At 64.2% G+C, this 17,350-nt stretch carries 19 protein-coding genes and 1 pseudogene; 13 read left to right on the top strand and 7 right to left on the bottom strand.

Features of this window, described 5'->3' with window-relative positions:
- Positions 1 to 264: 264 nt before the first annotated feature.
- Positions 265 to 1,599, bottom strand: coding sequence for an FAD/NAD(P)-binding protein (locus tag NKJ00_RS03845; protein ID WP_352442390.1), 1,335 nt, complete (start codon positions 1,597 to 1,599; stop codon positions 265 to 267).
- Positions 1,600 to 1,630: 31 nt separating this feature from the next.
- Positions 1,631 to 2,134, bottom strand: a complete 504-nt coding sequence (locus tag NKJ00_RS03840) for an RrF2 family transcriptional regulator (RefSeq protein ID WP_352442344.1) — start codon at positions 2,132 to 2,134, stop codon at positions 1,631 to 1,633.
- Between the two features lie 909 nt (positions 2,135 to 3,043).
- Between NKJ00_RS03840 and tauA the strand changes: the two genes are divergently transcribed.
- The 9 genes and pseudogenes from tauA (at position 3,044) to NKJ00_RS03795 (ending at position 10,576) form a co-directional block, all read left to right on the top strand.
- The gene (tauA, locus tag NKJ00_RS03835; protein WP_352442345.1) at positions 3,044 to 4,057 is read left to right on the top strand and encodes a taurine ABC transporter substrate-binding protein; all 1,014 of its coding nucleotides are present in this window, start codon (positions 3,044 to 3,046) and stop codon (positions 4,055 to 4,057) included.
- 125 nt (positions 4,058 to 4,182) lie between these two features.
- Entirely contained in the window at positions 4,183 to 4,974 is a 792-nt protein-coding gene (locus NKJ00_RS03830) for a taurine ABC transporter ATP-binding protein (RefSeq protein WP_352442346.1), read from the top strand.
- The gene (locus tag NKJ00_RS03825; RefSeq protein WP_352442347.1) at positions 4,971 to 5,831 is read left to right on the top strand and encodes an ABC transporter permease subunit; all 861 of its coding nucleotides are present in this window, start codon (positions 4,971 to 4,973) and stop codon (positions 5,829 to 5,831) included. Before NKJ00_RS03830 ends, NKJ00_RS03825 begins: the two co-directional genes overlap by 4 nt.
- Positions 5,832 to 5,860: 29 nt before the next feature.
- Positions 5,861 to 6,046, top strand: coding sequence for a hypothetical protein (locus NKJ00_RS03820; RefSeq protein WP_031213663.1), 186 nt, complete (start codon positions 5,861 to 5,863; stop codon positions 6,044 to 6,046).
- A gap of 183 nt (positions 6,047 to 6,229) precedes the next feature.
- A pseudogene (locus tag NKJ00_RS03815) lies at positions 6,230 to 6,514 on the top strand (GIY-YIG nuclease family protein); the annotation flags it as partial.
- A gap of 260 nt (positions 6,515 to 6,774) precedes the next feature.
- A complete protein-coding gene (locus NKJ00_RS03810) occupies positions 6,775 to 7,746 on the top strand; it encodes a sulfonate ABC transporter substrate-binding protein (RefSeq protein WP_352628808.1) in 972 nt (323 codons plus the stop codon).
- Between the two features lie 91 nt (positions 7,747 to 7,837).
- Positions 7,838 to 9,001 (top strand): FMNH2-dependent alkanesulfonate monooxygenase, encoded by a 1,164-nt coding sequence (ssuD, locus tag NKJ00_RS03805; protein WP_352629068.1) that lies wholly within the window; start codon positions 7,838 to 7,840, stop codon positions 8,999 to 9,001.
- Positions 8,998 to 9,774, top strand: a complete 777-nt coding sequence (locus NKJ00_RS03800; protein WP_023813431.1) for an ABC transporter permease subunit — start codon at positions 8,998 to 9,000, stop codon at positions 9,772 to 9,774. The genes ssuD and NKJ00_RS03800 overlap by 4 nt, the downstream gene beginning before the upstream one ends.
- Positions 9,775 to 9,784: 10 nt before the next feature.
- Positions 9,785 to 10,576, top strand: coding sequence for an ATP-binding cassette domain-containing protein (locus NKJ00_RS03795; protein ID WP_352628805.1), 792 nt, complete (start codon positions 9,785 to 9,787; stop codon positions 10,574 to 10,576).
- A 236-nt stretch (positions 10,577 to 10,812) separates the two neighbouring features.
- Here NKJ00_RS03795 and NKJ00_RS03790 read toward each other — a convergent pair whose 3' ends face one another.
- The gene (locus NKJ00_RS03790) at positions 10,813 to 10,989 is read right to left on the bottom strand and encodes a hypothetical protein (RefSeq protein ID WP_023813429.1); all 177 of its coding nucleotides are present in this window, start codon (positions 10,987 to 10,989) and stop codon (positions 10,813 to 10,815) included.
- Positions 10,990 to 11,298: 309 nt separating this feature from the next.
- Between NKJ00_RS03790 and NKJ00_RS03785 the strand changes: the two genes are divergently transcribed.
- The 4 genes from NKJ00_RS03785 to NKJ00_RS03770 all read left to right on the top strand — a co-directional run bounded on the left by NKJ00_RS03785 (position 11,299) and on the right by NKJ00_RS03770 (position 14,399).
- Positions 11,299 to 11,658 (top strand): septal ring lytic transglycosylase RlpA family protein, encoded by a 360-nt coding sequence (locus NKJ00_RS03785; RefSeq protein WP_023813428.1) that lies wholly within the window; start codon positions 11,299 to 11,301, stop codon positions 11,656 to 11,658.
- Positions 11,659 to 11,892: 234 nt separating this feature from the next.
- Entirely contained in the window at positions 11,893 to 13,170 is a 1,278-nt protein-coding gene (locus NKJ00_RS03780; protein ID WP_352628803.1) for a polyhydroxyalkanoate depolymerase, read from the top strand.
- Positions 13,171 to 13,404: 234 nt separating this feature from the next.
- Positions 13,405 to 14,022 (top strand): transglutaminase-like cysteine peptidase, encoded by a 618-nt coding sequence (locus NKJ00_RS03775; RefSeq protein WP_352612582.1) that lies wholly within the window; start codon positions 13,405 to 13,407, stop codon positions 14,020 to 14,022.
- 203 nt (positions 14,023 to 14,225) lie between these two features.
- Positions 14,226 to 14,399 (top strand): hypothetical protein, encoded by a 174-nt coding sequence (locus NKJ00_RS03770; protein WP_352555704.1) that lies wholly within the window; start codon positions 14,226 to 14,228, stop codon positions 14,397 to 14,399.
- Between the two features lie 85 nt (positions 14,400 to 14,484).
- Here NKJ00_RS03770 and NKJ00_RS03765 read toward each other — a convergent pair whose 3' ends face one another.
- Genes NKJ00_RS03765 through NKJ00_RS03750 form a run of 4 tightly spaced genes read right to left on the bottom strand, consistent with a single transcriptional unit; the run spans position 14,485 to position 17,254 of the window.
- On the bottom strand, positions 14,485 to 14,853 hold the full coding sequence (locus tag NKJ00_RS03765; protein WP_352612580.1) for a helix-turn-helix domain-containing protein: 369 nt from the start codon (positions 14,851 to 14,853) through the stop codon (positions 14,485 to 14,487).
- Between the two features lie 25 nt (positions 14,854 to 14,878).
- On the bottom strand, positions 14,879 to 15,406 hold the full coding sequence (locus NKJ00_RS03760; protein ID WP_023813424.1) for a Smr/MutS family protein: 528 nt from the start codon (positions 15,404 to 15,406) through the stop codon (positions 14,879 to 14,881).
- A complete protein-coding gene (gene mltA, locus NKJ00_RS03755) occupies positions 15,403 to 16,521 on the bottom strand; it encodes a murein transglycosylase A (RefSeq protein WP_023813423.1) in 1,119 nt (372 codons plus the stop codon). Before mltA ends, NKJ00_RS03760 begins: the two co-directional genes overlap by 4 nt.
- 25 nt (positions 16,522 to 16,546) lie before the next feature.
- Positions 16,547 to 17,254, bottom strand: coding sequence for a Tim44/TimA family putative adaptor protein (locus NKJ00_RS03750; protein WP_352628801.1), 708 nt, complete (start codon positions 17,252 to 17,254; stop codon positions 16,547 to 16,549).
- Positions 17,255 to 17,350 lie beyond the last annotated feature (96 nt).

The following is a 17,350-nucleotide window of genomic DNA, read 5'->3' as shown; positions in this document are numbered from 1 at the left end:
ATCAACCGGCCAGATGCGGAATGAAATTCCGGGTTGTGGCTGTGGTCTCAAACAAAACGCTACCGCAGCACTCCGTCACACCCCCCTCTGGCCTGCCGGCCATCTCCCCCGCAAGGGGGGAGATCGGATGTCGCCGCCGGTTTCGCCAATCTCCAACGCTGAAGAGAACGTGCCAAAAGTGAAGCTGCCAATCTCCCCCCTTGCGGGGGAGATGTCCGGCAGGACAGAGGGGGGTGCTGTCCCGCCGGCATCAAAGGTTCTGCTTCAACCCAACAACTGCTTGCTCAGCCTCGCACACTGCACGCGAATATCTGGAATGGCGTCGATCTCGAAGAAGGTGCCGCGCGTCAGCGGGCCGACGGCGAGGATCTTGGCCGAGACGGTTCCGTCGCCGGCGATGATCTCGCATTTGGCCGATACATCGAGGCCGATGCGCAGCGGATCCGGCCGTGCCAGGCCGCGGTCGACCAGCGAGCGCACGACGCTGTTCGACGAGGTCGAGATGTCCCTGACGATACCAGAGCAATCATAGATGCGGGCGACCTCGAAGGTCTCGAGGCGCTGCGTGTGGCGCGACTGGACCTGGACGGTGAATTCGCCGTTGCGCGCGATGTCGACGACGCGGCCGGCGACCAGGCGGATGCGGCCGGACCGCACGGCTTCGGTGACGCGGGCGTAGACCTCGGGCGCCATGCGATGGCGGTGGATGTCCCACCAGGCCTTGGTGTGCTCGACGAAGCGGCGCTTGGCGGAAGCCGGCCAGTTCTGCCAGATCTTCTGGTTGAACGGCCGCAGGCCGTCGACGACGTCGCGCCAGTCGATGCCGGCCTTCTGGTTTTCCTTGATCAGGTCGCGGAACCAGCCGACGAAATAGGAGAGCTGCGTGCCGAGCGGAATGTCGGCGACGTCGAGCTTGATCGGATTGCCCTTACGATGCGGCGAGGGCAGCAGGCCGCGCCGCGACACAGCTATGATGTCGCCGCGATGGCCGCGCTGCTCGAGCGCCAGGAAGGCATCGACCATGCTGAGGCCGGTGCCCAGCACCATGACGCCGGCGTCGGGGGGAAGTGCTGTGTCGGCTTCCGACCCCATCCTGACGGCATGGCCTTGCGCCGGCTCCTCGTCGTGGCCGGTGGCCAGCACGGCGAGATGCGCAACGACGCTGGTGCCGTTGGCCAGCGCCACTTCGACACCGGATGCGGTGGGCGTGATCGAGAGGCTTTCCTCGCGGATCAGCCGAAGCCGCCCGGTCTGCTTTTCGCGCGCCTGCAGCTCGTCGAGCAATTCGCCGAGGTAACGGGCATAGATGCTGCGCGGCGCATAGAAGGGCGCCTGCTCGGCCGTTGCCAGGCCGCGCTCCTGCAGCCAGCGCCAGAAATTGCCAGGATCGTCGGCATAGGCGCTCATGCCGGCGGCGCTGACATTCAAGACATGCGCCGACAGCAGCGTCGAATAGGCGATGCCCTGGCCGAAATGCGGGCGCCTTTCGATCAGCGTGACGCGCAGGTCGGGATTGGGAGACTTCAGGAGATGCGCGGCCAGCACGACGCCGCTGGCGCCGCCGCCGACAATGATGATGGAGTTGGCGCGCCCGGTCATAGGCATGCCTTCGCTCTGCGCAGCGCCAGTGTCAGGCCTGGACCTTCACCGCGACCGGCAGATCGCCGATGTCCCTCGCAACCGGCAGGTCGTCGATGCGCTTCGCGACCGATAGGTCGTCGAGGACGATGTCGCGCATTTCCGCGAGGCTGCGCTGATCGAGCACCTCGGCGATCGCCTGCCGGACCTCGAGCATCAGATGTCGGACTTGGCATGTCGCCTCGTTGCAATCTTCACAGCGCTGGTACTGGGTGCGGCTGGCGCAGGGGATCGGCGCCAGCGGACCGTCGAGGACGCGCACGACATGGCCGACCTTGATCTCGTCGGCGGGGCGCGCCAGGCGATAGCCGCCATCCTTGCCCTTGCGGCTCTGGACGAAGCCGGCATTGCGCAACTCGCCCAGGATGGCGTCGAGAAATTTCTTCGGGATGTTGTTGCCGGTGGCGATGTCGTTGACGAAGGCAAGCTGCCCGGCCGGCAATTGCGCGAGATGGACGAGCGCCTTGAGGCCGTACTTGCCCTTTTTCGTGAGCATGAGATCAAAATTTCTCTGTCATGCGACGGCGTGGAACCATCGGTTGCAAAACGCCTGGCGTGCGTTGCCGCCGCGTCCAAGCCCGCATGACACATAAATTCTAGTGACATGATGTACAAGCCGAGAACCGTTGATTTTGCTTCGTTTTCAAGCCGCTGTGGCCATTTTAGCCCGACCTTGTGCCCTCGAAAGCACAAAAATGCCCTTTGAGAGCAGTGGGATGGCAAAATGGTCCTCCAGGGCCGGATGTGGTCGGCATCGACTGACGCGACGGCGAAAGCCGATCCATGCCGCGAGCGATCATGGTGATGTGGTGGCCGCTCATCGCCGACTCCAACTCTCTCATGTCGATAAGAATACTATACTTATGCTGGAGCACTGTGGAAGGTGTTTTCGAATCCATGGCTTTTTTGGGTATGGATTTGCCTGACAGGGGCAAGACTAGGAATTCTCGTTCGCGATCGAGGTCATGCCATTCCTTCGAGCGTTGGTGCGTGCAGAACCTTGCCGGACGCTGGCAGGACAGCACCCCCCTCTGCCCTGCCGGGCATCTCCCCCGCAAGGGGGGAGATTGGCAGATCCACCGTAGGTTCAACACCTGCAACGATGGCGATTGGCGAAAGCCGGGATGACAGCGATCTCCCTCCTTGCGGGGGAGATGGCCGGCAGGCCAGAGGGGGTGCTGTCCCGCCGACATCGGAAGACTTCGGACAGTAGCCGAGCCCCCAACGTCACGGCTTGGATCAAGCCAGGAGATCGCTTGCAGCCGCCACATCCGCTTCGCCACCCAGCACCGACAGCTTTTTTCTAACAAGCTCGCCTTGGTTGGAAGGATTTAACTCTACAAGAGCAATAGAATTAGCTGACTATCATAGGGCATTCCGGTTTTTCTCTTTTCAGGAGCCCTTCATGTCCACCATTTCGCGACGCATTGTTCTTCTCTCGTCCGCCGCACTGGCCGGCGCCGCCTTCCTCGGCCCGGCCCTTGCCGACGACCTCAAGATCACCATCGGCTATCAAACGGTAGTCGAGCCTTCGAAAGTGCCGCAGGCCGACGGCGCCTATGAAGAGGCGACGAAGGCCACCATCGACTGGCGCAAATTCGATTCCGGCGCCGATGTCATCGCCGCGGTCGCTTCCGGTTCGGTCGATATCGGCTATGTCGGCTCGAGCCCGCTGGCGGCGGCGGCGAGCCGCGAGCTGCCGATCCAGACCATCTTTATCGTCGGCCTGATCGGCGAATCCGAGGCGCTGGTGGCGCGCAACGGCGCCGGCATCGCTGGGGTCGCCGACCTCGCCGGCAAGAAGGTCGCCGTGCCCTTCGTCTCGACGACGCATTACAGCCTGCTCGCCGCGCTGAAGCACGAGGGCGTCGATCCGAAGTCGGTCGAGATCCTCAATCTGCGGCCACCGGAAATCGCGGCGGCCTTTTCCCGCGGCGATATCGACGCGGCCTATGTCTGGGATCCGGCGCTCGGCCAGATCAAGACGACCGGCAAGGTGGTGGTGGATTCCTCGCAGGTCGCCGCCTGGGGCGCGCCGACCTTCGACGCCTGGATCGTGCGCACCGACTTCGCCGAAAAGAACCCTGAGGCAGTGCGCGACTTCGTCAAGGTGACGGGCACCGCCTATGCCGAGTTCCTCGCCAAGCCCGACGCCTGGTCGGTGTCGTCGCCACAGGCGGCCGCGATCGCCAAGATCACCGGCGCCAAGCTGGAAGAGGTGCCGCAGCTGCTCAAGGGCTATGTCTTCCCGACGCTCGAAGAGCAGGCTTCGGACAAGTTCCTCGGCGGCGGCACGGTCAAGGCGGTGGAAGCAACATCCGCCTTCCTCAAGGAGCAAGGCAAGATCGACGCCGTGCTTCCCGATTATTCCAAATACGTGTCGTCGAAATACGTCACCGAGGCGCTTGCCTCGAACTGAACGCCTGACGCCAAACGAACGCGCGCGGATCTTCTTCCCTGACGCCGCGTGCTGCCTGCCCCGGAACCGCTGACGAGGAGCGGTTTCGGGGCAGTCGGATTTGCTTCAAAATCGGCGAGGTATCCATGCCGCATCTCGTGCTCGACCCCCATCTCGTACTGGACAAGGTCTCGATCCACTATGACGGCCAGGCGGAGCCTGCCGTCGAACGGGTGTCGATCGATGTCGCCAAGGGCGATTTCGTCGTGCTGGTGGGCCGTTCCGGCTGCGGCAAGACCTCGCTGCTCAACGTCGCCGCCGGCCTTGTCGCGCCGGCGCGAGGTACGGCTTCCATCGACGGCAAGCCGATCACCGCGCCGGGCTCGGACCGGGCGGTGGTGTTCCAGAACGATGCTTTGTTCCCATGGCTGACGGCGCGCGAAAACGTTGCCTTCGCGCTCAGGCTGCGCGGTGTCAGGCCAGCCGAGCGGGCCCAGCGCGCCGATGAGTTGCTGGCGCTGGTGAAGCTCACCGACGCCGGCGACAAGCGCATCTGGGAGCTTTCCGGCGGCATGCGGCAGCGCGTCGGCCTGGCCCGGGCGCTCGCCGCCGAACCCGAATTCCTGCTGCTCGACGAACCGCTCGGCGCGCTCGATGCGCTGACGCGCGAACGCATGCAGACGACGCTGCTCGATCTGTGGACGGCAAGCGAGGTCGGCGTGCTGATGGTGACGCATGGCATCGAGGAGGCGCTGGTGCTGGCCACCCGCATCGTCGTGCTGGCGCCCGGTCCGGGCCGCGTGGTGCGGACTTTTGAACCCGGCTTCTCCAGGCGCTACGGATCGGGTGAACCCATCCGCACCATCAAGGCCGATCCGGCTTTTGCGGCGGCGCGCGGCGGGTTGACCGACGCGATCTTCGAAGGAGAAGCGGCATGACCGTTACTTCCTACACGGAGCGACCGGGACACAAGATCGACGAGGCCGACGGCCTGTCGGTGCCATGGTCGCGCCCCAGCCCTAAGCGCAAAGGCGTTTCGGCCCGCGCGGTCAGCGCTGTCACCATCCTGGTGGTGCTGGCGCTGTGGGCGCTGTCGGCCCGCCTGCAACTGGTGTCGCCAGTGTTTCTGCCATCGCCTGCCGCCGTGTGGAACAAGTTCATCACCGTCGCTCGTGACGGCTTCGTCGATGCGACGCTGCTGCAGCATGCCGTCGCCAGCCTGTGGCGGGTATTCGCCGCGCTGGTCGCCGCCATCCTCATCGGCGTGCCGGTTGGGCTCGCCATCGGCATCAGCACGATCGGGCGCGGCATCTTCGATCCGCTGCTGGAATTCCTGCGGCCGATCCCGCCGCTCGCCTACCTGCCGCTGGTCATCATCTGGTTCGGCATCGGCGAACCGTCCAAGATCCTGGTGATCGCCATTGCCATGCTGGCGCCGGTGGCGCTGTCGACCGCGTCCGGCGTTCGCGGCGTCTCGCAGGAGCGCATCAACGCGGCGCGCTCGCTGGGTGCTACCCAGCGCCAAGTGGTCCGCCACGTCATTCTGCCCAGCGCGCTGCCGTCGATCCTGACCGGACTGCGCATCGCGCTCGGCGCCGGCTGGTCGACGCTGGTCGCCGCCGAACTGGTGGCGGCGACACGCGGGCTTGGCTTCATGATCCAGTCGGCCGCCCAGTTCCTCGTCACCGACGTGGTGGTGATGGGCATATTGGTGATCGCGGCCATCGCCTTCGTGCTCGAATTCACCATCCGCAGGATCGAGCGCGTGCTCGTCCCGTGGGCGGGACGCGAATGATCGAAGCCCAGAGGAGCAGGAGAATGACGATGACCCATTCCACCGCCGTGCTGTTCGCCCAAGCCGGTAACTGGCTTCTCGCCTGGACCAGGGAAAGCCAGCCGCTTGAACAGCAACTGAAATCGCCAACGCCGGTCCGCTGGGACGCCGAGCGCGACCGCCTGCCGCCACGCGACGAGAGTTTTTACTGGGCTTGGCAGTATTGGTCGCAGTGAAGGGGGCGGGGCACGACTTGTCTCACGAAGACGGCTTAACTTAAGCTTCGTCATCCTGGGGCGAAGCAAGGAGCGAAGCGACGCGGCGCAGACCCTAGGATCCATGCCGTGACGGTGGTCGTAGAATGCGGCGGATCAGAAATGTCGCTTTGCACGCCAACTCACGCGGGCTACCCTTCAACCATGACCGGCTATGCCTACATGACCGCGAGTCAGAAGCGCGGTACGATCTACATCGGTGTCACCAACGACCTCGGCCGCCGCGTACCCGAGCACAAGTCCGGCCAAGGCTCAGGCTTTACCAGTCGCTACGGCGTGCAACGCCTTGTCTGGTACGAAGAGTATTTCGACATTACCGACGCCATCCAACGTGAGAAATCACTGAAGCGCTGGCCACGACAATGGAAGATCGAACTGATCGAGAGGGCCAATCCGGAGTGGTTCGAGCTCTTTCGTGGAACCGGCTGGTCGGCGCTCGGTTCCTTGCACCGCCGGAGCATAGCATCACCGTCACGGCATGGATCCTAGGGTCTGCGCCGCGTCGCTTCGCTCCTTGCTTCGCCCTAGAATGACGAAAGCTGGGGCTGCCCGCAGAAAACAAATCCGCTCTTCAAGTCCATCTCGCAAAATTATTCCTCTACTAAATTTATAGAACTACCTAGCCTGATCCATCTTCCAACCGGCGAGGCCATTTCCCGGCGCCGATCCGCAGCGAAGGAGAGGGATCAATGTTCAATCTGACCAAGCCTTTCAATCTGACGAGACGTGTTTTCGGCATCGGCCTGCTGGCGGCTACGGTTGTCCTGTCATCCGGCGCCACAGCGCAGGAGCTGAAGCAGCTCAGCATCGGCTATCAGAAGACCGGCCTGCCGGTGATCGCCAGGCAGCAGCAGGTGATCGAAAAGGCACTTGAAGACAAGGGCGTGACGGTCAAATGGGTCGAGTTCACCGCCGGGCCGCCATTGGTCGAGGCGCTCAATGTCGGCGCCATCGATGTCGGCTGGACCGGCGACGCACCGCCGATCTTCGGCCAGTCGGCCGGCGCCAACATCGTCTATGCGGCGGCGCTGCCGTCGAATGGCGACGGCGAGGCGATCTTCGTCAAGCCGGCGTCGCCGATCCAGTCGGTCGCCGACCTCAAGGGCAAGCGCGTCGGTGTCGGCAAGGGCACCAGCGCGCATAATCTGCTTGTCGCCGCACTGGAAAAGGCCGGTATTCCGTTCGACCAGATCACGCCGGTGTATCTCAGCCCGGCGGATGCGGCCGCAGCCTTCGCCAGCGACCAGATCGATGCCTGGAGCGTTTGGGATCCGTTCTTCGCCATCGCCGAAACCCGCTACCAGCCGCGTGTGCTGGCCCGCTCCAGCGAGGTGCTCAAGGTCAACACCTACTTCCTCGCCAACAAGGATTTCGCCAAGGCGCACCCCGAAACCATCGCCACGACGATATCGGCCCTTGGCGAGGCGGCGAAATGGGCCGACCAGAACCGAGACAAGGTGGCCGCGGCGCTGCATGAGGTGACCGGTGTGCCGCTCGACGCGCAGATCATCGCCGCCAACCGCACCAAGTTCGGCATCTTTCCGATCACCGACGAGATCATCGCCGGCCAGCAGGCCACCGCCGACCGCTTCTATAAGCTCGGGCTGATCCCGAAAGCGGTCCGCATCTCCGACGCGGTGTGGACAGCACCCGGCAACTAACTTGTCCCCTGACGGCGCCGGGTGAGAACGCCCGGCGCCCTTTGCGTTTGCACCCATATCTCCAGGAGATCCGCCCGTGACTGTGCCAGACATGACCGCGCCTGCCAGCACCGCACCGCTCGATTTCTTCTGGTTCATCCCGACGCATGGCGACGGTTCTTATCTCGGCTCCGAGGAGCAGCAGCGGCCGCCCGAATTCGGCTACTTCAAGGAGATCGCGCAGGCGGTCGACCGGCTCGGCTTTCCCGGCGTGCTGCTGCCCACGGGTCAGAACTGCGAGGATTCCTGGATCACCGCGACAGGTCTCGCGGCGCTGACCGAAAAGCTGAAGTTTCTCGTTGCGCTGCGGCCGGGCGTCACGCTGCCGACTTTCGCCGCGCGCCAGACCGCCGCCCTCGATCGCTTGAGCAATGGCCGCCTGCTGCTCAATGTCGTGGTCGGCGGCAATCCGACCGAGCTCGCCGGCGACGGCGTCTTCCTGCCGCATGACGAGCGCTATGCCCAGGCGCATGAGTTCCTGACCATCTGGCGCGGCCTGGTGTCGGGCGAGCGGGTCAATTTCGACGGCAAATATTACCGCGTCGAGAGTGGCCGCCTCGACCTTCTGCCGCACCAGGAGCGGCCGCCGCTCTATTTCGGCGGGTCGTCGGACGCAGGCCAGGAACTCGCCGCCGACCTCGTCGACATGTATCTGACCTGGGGCGAGCCGCCGGCGCAGGTTGCCGAGAAGCTGGCCGCGGCGCGCGCAAAAGCGGCACTGCGCGGCAGAAAACTACGTTTCGGCATCAGGCTGCATTTCATCGTCCGCGAGACCGAGGACGAAGCCTGGCGCGCCGCCGAACGGCTGATCAGCCATGTCACCGACGCCCAGATCGAAAATGCGCAGGCGCGCTTCCTCAACCAGATGGATTCGGTCGGTCAGCGCCGTATGGCGCAATTGCATGGCGGACGCCGTGACAGGCTGGTCGTCTCGCCCAATCTGTGGGCCGGTGTCGGGCTGGTGCGCGGCGGCGCCGGCACGGCGCTGGTCGGCACGCCCGAACAGATCACCGAGCGCATCCGGGAATACCAGGCGATCGGCATCGATACCATCATCGGCTCGGGTTATCCGCATCTCGAGGAAGCCTATCGCGTCGCCGAGCTTCTGTTCCCGAAACTCGGGCTCGGCACCAGGCGGCAGCGGGCGCATGAGAACATCGCCAACGAATTCTCGGTCGGCTTCCATGGCGCCAACCGCCTGCAGGCTTCGTCATGAGCTTTTCCACACGCCTGCATAACAATGCCATAGGCTGGCTGCTCCCGGCGCTGGTTATTGCCGGCTGGGAGGTTGCCAGCCGCGCGGGCGTCATGCCCGCCAACGTGCTGCCGGCGCCGAGCGCGGTGGCCGAAGCCTTCTGGCGGCTGACGCTGTCAGGCGAACTGATCCGCAACATCGGGGTCTCGACCGCGCGCGCCCTTGCCGGCTTTGCCGTCGGCGGCTCGATCGGCTTTGCGCTTGGCCTTGCCAACGGGCTGTCGACGCTCAGCCGCGGCCTGACCGACACGACGCTGCAGATGATCCGCAACATCCCGCACCTGGCGCTGATCCCGCTGGTCATCCTGTGGTTCGGCATCGACGAGGAAGCCAAACTGTTCCTGGTGGCGCTTGGCGTGTTCTTTCCGATCTACGTCAACACGCTGCTCGGCATCCAGAGCGTCGACCCGCAGCTGGTCGAGATGGGCCGCGTCTACGGCATGGACCGACGCGCCCTGTTCTTCCGCGTCATCCTGCCCGGCGCGCTGCCGGCGATCTTCGTCGGCCTGCGCTATGCCCTGGGCATCATGTGGCTGACGCTGATCGTCGCCGAAACCATCTCGGCCAGCTCCGGCCTCGGCTACATGGCCATGCAGGCGCGCGAATTCCTGCTGATCGACGTCGTCGTGCTGTCGATCCTGATCTACGCGCTGCTCGGCAAGCTCGCCGACAGCCTCGCCCGCCTGCTCGAGCGGCTGTCGCTCGGCTGGCATCCGGCCTTCCAGAACGGATGAGAGATTGCCCATGACCGCCGCCAGCCTGACCGCAGCCCGTTCCTTCGTCGCCACGCCGGTGCGGCCGATCGGCTCCGTCGAAGGGCAGCGGGCCTTTGCCTTCAGGCAAGCCGGCAAGCGCTTCGGCGACAAGACCGTGCTCGACGGCATCGACCTGGACGTGCCGGCCGGGCAGTTCCTTGCCGTCATCGGCAAGAGCGGCTGCGGCAAGAGCACGCTTTTGCGGCTTCTGGCCGGGCTCGACCGGCCGACATCGGGATCGCTGACATTCGGCGTGGCAGAGGAAGGACACAGCCGCACGCGCTTCATGTTCCAGGAGCCACGGCTCCTGCCCTGGGCCAGCGTGGTGAAAAACGTCGAGGTCGGGCTGACCGGGATTGCTTCCGGCGCGGAGGCAAGGCAACGCGCGCCCGACATTCTCGGCGAGGTCGGGCTTGCCGATCGGGCCGACGAATGGCCTTCGGTGCTGTCCGGAGGTCAGAAGCAGCGCGTGGCGCTGGCCCGCGCGCTGGTCGGCCACCCGCAGATCCTGGCTCTCGACGAGCCGCTCGGCGCACTCGACGCCCTGACCCGCATCGAGATGCAGCAGCTTCTGGAACGCATCTGGATCGCGCAGAAGTTCACGGCTGTGCTGGTCACGCATGATGTCGCCGAAGCGGTCGCGCTGGCCGACCGGGTCGTGGTGATCAGCGAAGGCCGGATCGCACTTGATCTGGATGTGCCCGTGGAACGGCCGCGCCGGCGCGGTTCGGTGGAGTTGGCCCGGCTGGAGGGCAAGATTCTGGATCGGCTGTTCGGGTAGCTTTTTGACGATATACAACATTTGGAGGCGTCGGCGGGACAGCGCGCCCCTCTGCCCTACCGGGCATCTCCCCCTCGAGGGGGGAGATTAGCAGCTTCGGCCTCGCTGCCCTCTTTCAATGATGAAGATTAGCGAAAGCAGTGATGACGGCCAATCTCCCCCCTCGAGGGGGAGATGCCCGGTAGGGCAGAGGGGGGCGCCACAGATCGCCGCCCCTCGTTCTACAGCTCACACCCCTACCGGTTCGCCCACACCAATCCCACCAGCCCGACCAGCATGGTGACGACGCCGATATAGAGCCATTGCGACTGGCCGGTCATGAAGCTGCCGCCGACCACGCCGATGCCTTGCAGCGACCACAGCGCGCCGACGGCAAGCACAATCAACGCCAGCAGATTTTTCGTCAGCCTCATTGCAGGATCTCCCTTTTGAAGTCGATTGGCTGCAGCATCGGGGCCGCGATAAAAGAGCCGAAGGAAGTGGCCCGTCCGTGCCGGACTCTACTTGGATATTAATGTTCGATCTTGTCAAACGGATGCCTGGCAGCAGGACAAAGATCATCATTGATTGATCATCGCGCGGCGGAAAATCCCTGACAGACTGTTACTCAGCGACTCCAAACGTGTGCCATTGCCACGGAACCGCCAGATGACTGCCGCATTTCGCGCCTTATTTGGCACCTAACGGCTGGGGTCTGTCAAAAACGGAGCCATCCCCCAAATATGAAGAACCCAAAACAGACCGCGCTTGTCGCGGTAACGATCGCTGCTGGCCTCATGGTCGGCGCTTCTTCGGCGACCGCCGCCGCCCAGTGCGGCCGCGCCTCATGGTACGCCCTGCACTCCAAGACCGCATCGGGCGAGCGCATGAACCCGTCAGCGCTGACCGCCGCGCATCGCACCTTGCCTTTCGGCACCAAGCTCAGGGTGACCAACAAGAACAACGGCCGCAGCGTCGTCGTGCGCATCAACGATCGCGGTCCGTTCATCAAGGGACGCGTGCTCGACCTGTCGAAGGGTGCGGCCGGCCAGCTCGGCTTCATCGGCTCCGGCCATACTTCCGTGTGCATGGCGCGCGTCTAGAGTTTTCTGTGTCCGGCAACATAGGCCGGACACATTGCCTACACATTTCGCAGTCGCACACTGAGCCGGCTGGCACCGTTCGGCCCCGATTTCCACGGTCTTGAACCAAAGAAGCATTGGTCACGCCGCGTGACGTATTGCATCGCAGCAATTAGTTGTTAACTTCCCCGCGAGACATCTAGGGCTCGGCGCGGCTCGTCGTCCCTTCGGTCGCAGGCAGCAGCGGGGTTCTCGATGTTCTACCAGCTCTATGAGATGAACCACGCGGCCCTGCAGCCGGCGCGCCTCTATGCCGACGCGGTGCGGATGTTCTACTCCAATCCACTCAATCCGTTTTCCCACACGCAATGGGGCCGTTCGATCGCGGCGACGGCCGAACTGTTCGAGCGCACCACGCGCCGCTACGGCAAGCCGACCTTCGGCCTGACCAAGACCGTGGTCGACTGGAAGAGCGTTGAGGTCACTGAAAAGACCGTCTGGTCGAAGCCGTTCTGCAATCTCGTCCGCTTCGAGCGCACGGTCCCCGCCGGACGCAAGCCCGATCCGAAGCTTCTGATCGTGGCGCCGATGTCGGGCCACTATGCGACGCTGCTGCGCGGCACGGTCGAAGCCATGCTGCCCTATGCCGACGTGCACATCACCGACTGGGTCGATGCCCGCATGGTGCCGCTTGCCGACGGCCAATTCGATCTCGATGACTACATCGACTACGTCATCGACATGCTGCACACGCTGGGGCCGGACACGCATGTGATGGCGGTGTGCCAGCCTTCCGTGCCGGTGCTGGCCGCCGTGGCGCTGATGGAAACGAAGGGCGACCCCTTCGTGCCCTCGACCATGACCTTGATGGGCGGCCCGATCGACACCCGCAGCAACCCGACCGCGGTCAATCTGCTGGCGCAGGAAAAGGGCATCGACTGGTTCCGCGACAATGTCGTGATGCATGCGCCCTGGCCGGTGCCGGGCTTCGGCCGCGAGGTCTATCCAGGCTTCCTGCAGCTGTCCGGCTTCATGAGCATGAACCTCGACCGCCACATCATCGCCCACAAGGACTTCTTCATGCATCTGGTGAAGCATGATGGCGACAATGCCGAGAAGCACCGTGGTTTCTACGACGAGTATCTTGCTGTCATGGACCTGACGGCGGAGTTTTATCTGCAGACCGTCGACACGGTCTTCGTGCGCCAGGCCTTGCCCAAGGGCGAGATGACGCATCGCGGCACCAGGATCGATCCGTCGGCGATCCGCAACGTCGCGCTGTTCACGGTCGAAGGCGAAAACGACGACATATCGGGCCTTGGCCAGACCAAGGCGGCGCATGATCTGTGCCCCAACATCCCGGCAGACAGGCATGCCCACTACATGCAGCCGGCGGTTGGCCATTACGGCGTGTTCAACGGTTCGCGCTTCCGTTCCGAAATCGTGCCGCGCATCGTCGACTTCATCACCAGCTATGGCCGCCAGGAGCGTGTCGCGGTGAAACCGAAGCTGGTCCGCGCCGCCAAGAGATAATGCAAGGCCGCCCAAAATTGCGGGTTTTGGGACGATGACCTGCATAAACCAAGCTTAACGGCGATAAACCGTGAAATTGAACGGTAAAAGCCGGCTGGCTGGCCGATTCTGTTGCACAAGTGCCGCTGTCCAGCCCCTCGGGTAACCATGCCGACAATCCGACCGTCGTCGTAATTGACACGGACTGTAAATCCCCCTTAACCTTTCGTTAATAACAAAGGGTGAGCGGGGACAATGATTTCCTCATCGATGGCGCGACGGCTGCGCGTGTATGTGGCGGCCGGGCTGGCAATGACGGCGGGCTGGGCGGCACCGGCTTTTGCGGGTGGAGCGATGGCGACCGGGGGGCTCACCTCGCAGCCGATCGGCCACTATGATTTCTGCAAGCTGCATCCGGGCGAATGCTCGATCCGCCCGACCAATCTGGCGCCGGCCACGATGAGCGACGGGCTGATGCGCAAGCTTCTCAATGTCACCGCCAGGGTCAACGCCGCCGTCAAGCCGATGAGCGACATGGATATCTACGGCAAGGACGAGGTCTGGGCCTATCCCGACAAGGGCGTCGGCGATTGCGAGGACTATGTGCTGGAAAAGCGGCGCCAGCTTTCGCGCATGAGCATCTCGCTTGCCGATCTTCTGATCACCGTCGTGCGCAAGCCCGACGGCGAGGGTCACGCCGTGCTGACGGTGCGCACCGACGAGGGCGACTATGTGCTCGACAATCTGACCGACAAGGTCAAACCATGGGACGCGACCGGTTACCGCTTCCTCAAGCGGCAGGCGATCGACAACACCGGCCGCTGGGTCTCGATCCGCGGTGGCCAGCAGGTTCTGGTCGGCGCGGTGCAGTAGCTTCTGCACGAACAGGGCGGCATCGGCGATCCTTGGCGCCGCGCGCATCCTCTAATAATCTCGCATCTCTCCGTGAACCATTTCGCTCCGGCCAGCGACACACAGCCGTGAACCGAAACCAACCATGGAGACTTCAGATGACTGCTTTTCTGCGAAACACCCTTCTTGCCGCTCTCGCGGTGTCGAGCATGGCCGGATCCGCCATGGCCGATCAGACCACCACCAGCTGTGCCAAAACCAACCTCAACGATCTCTGGGCCGGCCGCTGTTGCGGTGATGCCGGGGCGTCGGACTGCCTGGGCGGCGGAAACAATGGCCATGGCGGAAATGGCGATCACGGCCGGGGCGGAAATGGCGGCACGGCCGGCAAGAAATGATCTCACCACTGTGCCCGCTGGCGCTCCGCCGGCGGGCAGTTTCCTTCTGAAGCAGGCGAACTTGCATCACGCTCGGATCGTCGGACTACGGCCGCTGGTTTAACGCCGCGCGGATCGATGCGGTGATGCGGCGAAGCTCGGCTTCGTCGAGTTTCTCGATGTTTTCCGCCAGCAGATTGGCAAGCTCGGTGGCGGCGGGGGAAAGACCCGACGTGTCGAGTTTAACACGCGGATGCGAGGCCTCGGCCAGCCGCGCCAGTTCCTCGGCATCGTCCCAGATGATGTTGAAATAGCCGATGATCTTCTGGATCAGCGTCCAGGTCGGGGCACCGCGCCTGCCATGTTCGAGCGCCGACAGATAGGCGGCGCTGACGCCGATCGCCGCCGCCATGTCCTTCTGGCGGACACCGCGTTCGCTCCTAAGCGTCCGCAGCTTCTCTCCGAACGGGGTCATGTCCCCACCCTCATGATAGAGCTCCTCACAGGCGCGCCCGCCGCAGGCGGATATAGAGCGCACCCGAACCGCCATGATTGCGGGCGGCATGGTCGTGGCTGGAGACCAGCGGCCGGAAGGCGGGCGTCGACAGCCAGGCCGGTACCGCGCGCCGCAACACGCCATCGCCGCCGGAGGACGAGCCCTTGCCGGTGATGACCAGGACATAGCGGACGCCGCCGGCATGCGCCCGGTGCAGGAATGAAAACAGCAGCGAATAGGCCTCGTCCTGGGTCAGGCCGTGCAGATCGACGCGGCCCTCGATCGGCAGCCGGCCCTTCGACAGCTTGTCCAAGGTCGGTTCGTCGAGCGCATGCGCGACATGCTGCGTCTTTGGTTTGGCTGCCCCGGGATTGGCCATGGGCTGAACCGGTTGCGGCTGACTTGGCCTGACCTCGGCAGGGATTTCAGGGATGTCGACGGCAAATTTGCCCTTCAGCGGCTTGGCCGTGCGCGCCACCAGGTTCCACAGAACCCGGTCGTCCTCGCTGAGCTTGTCCGGGCGCCGGGTCATCGGACCGCACCTGCAACGAGCGCGCGCGGGATCAGCGCATAAAAATCCGCGGCATTGCGGACCACGCCGGCGATCTCGCCCGCGGCATCGCCCGAACCGGCGAACAGGTCGCCCCGCGCGGACCCGGTGATGGCCGAGCCGGTGTCCTGCGCGATCATCAGCCGGCGGAACGGTTCTGCGTCGAAAGCAGTCAGCGTCGGTGCGTCGATGTAAAAAGGCGTGCCGAATGTATGCAGCAAGCGGTCGACGGCGATCGAGCGGCCCGGCGTCAGCGGCACCTTGGCGGCGGCGATCGGGCCAAGGGCCGCGTCCTCGACATCGGCCTCGCGGAAGAAGATGTAAGAGCGGTTCTGCCGCAGGATCTCGTCGACGCGGCCCGGATGCGCCTTGAACCAGGCGCGGATCGACTGCATCGTCACCTTCTCCAGCGGGATCTCGCCAAGCTCGCTCAAGATCTTGCCGGATCCGGTGAAGCGCTGGCCGGATTTGGCGGCATAGGTGACGCGGACAAGCCGGCCGTCGGTCATGGCGAGGCGTGCGGCACCTTGCACGTGAATGAAGAAGGCATCGACCTTGTCGGCCAGCCAGGCGATTTCCAGACCCTTGCCGTCGAGCGCGCCACGCTCGATCTCGCCACGGTCGGGATACTCGACCGGCCCGCTCGGCGTCTGGCGCGCGAAAGCGAGGTAGGGATCCAGGCCGGGCGGCCGGTTGCTCTCGTCGATATCGACGAGATCGGCCGGGCGCGACAGCAACGGCACCGAAAACCGATCCGTGCGCACCGGTGACGCCTCGACCTGCGGCTCATAGAAACCAGTGACGAGCCCGGCGCCGGCATGTTCGGCGGGGATAAGCGCCGGGACGAAATGGCGCTCGAAGAAGGCGCGGGCTTCCCCGCGGGTCGGCGACTGATTCGCCGGCGAAACGGTCCGGGCCTTGGCGTAGGCATCGGCAAAGGCGTCGAAGTCTATGCCGAGCGCACCACTGCGATAGGGTTTGGTCAGGACATGGAAGGCCGAGCGGCGAAAGGCGGCGAAAGCCGCCGAATGGTCGTCATCTCCCCAGCCGGGCAGGTCGCCGAAGGCTTTCTCGACAAAAAGAGGCGATAGCGACACCGGAGCCTCGCCGCGTGTTTCCGAACTAGTCTTCTTCCTCGGTGGCGACGAGCTTCCAGTTCGGGTCGCGCGAGCGCGTGTCGCGGGCGAAGGTCCAGACATCCTTGACCTCTGCGACGGTTTCCGGGTCGCCGTCGATGACCGCGCCGGCCTTGTCGCGGGTCGCCGAAATCAGCTCGCTGATGATGCGCAGCGTGACATGCGCCTCGCCGCCCTTCATCTCGGCCGAGACGATGTCGGCCTTGTCGATGCCGACGAAGGAGGACTGGATCTTTTCCGCCTTGGCCTCGCGCTCACCGATGGCGGCGACAAAGCCGTCATAGACCTCGCGCGACAACAGGTTCTTCAGCGTTTTGCGATCGCCGTCGGCATAGGCCATGACGATCATCTCGTAAGCCATCTTGGCGCCGTCGACGAAACCCTTCGGCTCGAAGGACGGATCATTGTCCTTGATCGTGCGCAGGCCCTTGTTGAGGTCGGTATCGGGCTTGGCGAATGCGTCGATCGCGGCATAGGTGTCGGGAGCCAGCTCGCCTGGCGGGCGCTTGCGCGGCAGCGAGACGACATTTTCTGATTTCTGGGCGGCATCCTTGTCGCCGGTGCGAGCCGCCGAATAGGGATCGAAGGGCGGCCGTTCGCTGCCGGTGCGGCGGCCCAGCACATTGCGCAGCTGGAAAAAGATGACCACCGCCGCAATCAGGAAGAAAATCGTGCCGAAGTCGAAGAATCCCATATCTTCCGCCAATCAATTCCTGCCCTGTGGCCGGACCGTCAGGCCCAATGGCCACGGTCGCATAGCGTTCAACATTCAAAGCATATAGAACGCAAG

This window comes from Mesorhizobium sp. M0227 (assembly GCF_040321855.1).
Lineage (GTDB): Bacteria > Pseudomonadota > Alphaproteobacteria > Rhizobiales > Rhizobiaceae > Mesorhizobium.
This window is presented reverse-complemented; position numbering and strand designations above follow the sequence as displayed.